Here is a 591-nt window from a genome sequence, read left to right on the forward strand (position 1 = left end):
ATTACAATGTTCCAAACAGACGAAACAAAAACGTGGTCACAATCGCGCTCACTAACAACGTATTGATTGGCAAATAGTGCGGAAATAAATAAGGCAAATAGCGTAAATCTGGTTTGGTGATAACTCTTTGAGGCTGGATATCTAGGCTCTTCGCGACCTCACAAGCCCGAACCGTTAACGGATGTTTAAAAAGCCATTGTGAATAAGCGCTATAAAGTGCTACCACTCCCGCCATTCCGATGATTTCTATCAACACAATAGCCTCTAGAGTAAAAGGCAGCAAAGTTGGGCCACTCAAAAGCAGCACCGCGGCAAAAAGCCACTGTTTGTACGTCATCATCCATCCTTGAATTACATTCTATAAATGTACATTTGAGACCAATCGTCCATGATCAGCCTTGCAAGCGTATTTTCTATAAGCCTGTGTACTAAGTTATTTTGATTACTGACCAAAATCAAGCAGACGCAAACATAAACTAATCAAGTCAGACTACCTCAACAGCATCCACACAGTTGACACGAGTGAGTCGACCATCTTCGATAATGAAAAACGCATCTTGAGGTATATCTTGCTGCCAAACTTGAGTGTAA

General features: G+C 41.5%; 1 protein-coding gene. It reads right to left on the reverse strand.

Translation table 11 applies throughout. The annotated features are described in order from the left end of the window. Position 1: 1 nt before the first annotated feature. Positions 2-340, reverse strand: coding sequence for a hypothetical protein (locus R7Q46_RS28655; protein WP_318078505.1), 339 nt, complete (start codon positions 338-340; stop codon positions 2-4). Positions 341-591 lie beyond the last annotated feature (251 nt).

It is taken from the genome of Vibrio sp. 811, assembly GCF_033339195.1.

What these genes read in the sequence shown, in the direction of transcription:
- R7Q46_RS28655 (WP_318078505.1), bottom strand. Translation starts at nt 340, where the DNA reads ATGATGACGTACAAACAGTGGCTTTTTGCCGCGGTGCTGCTTTTGAGT.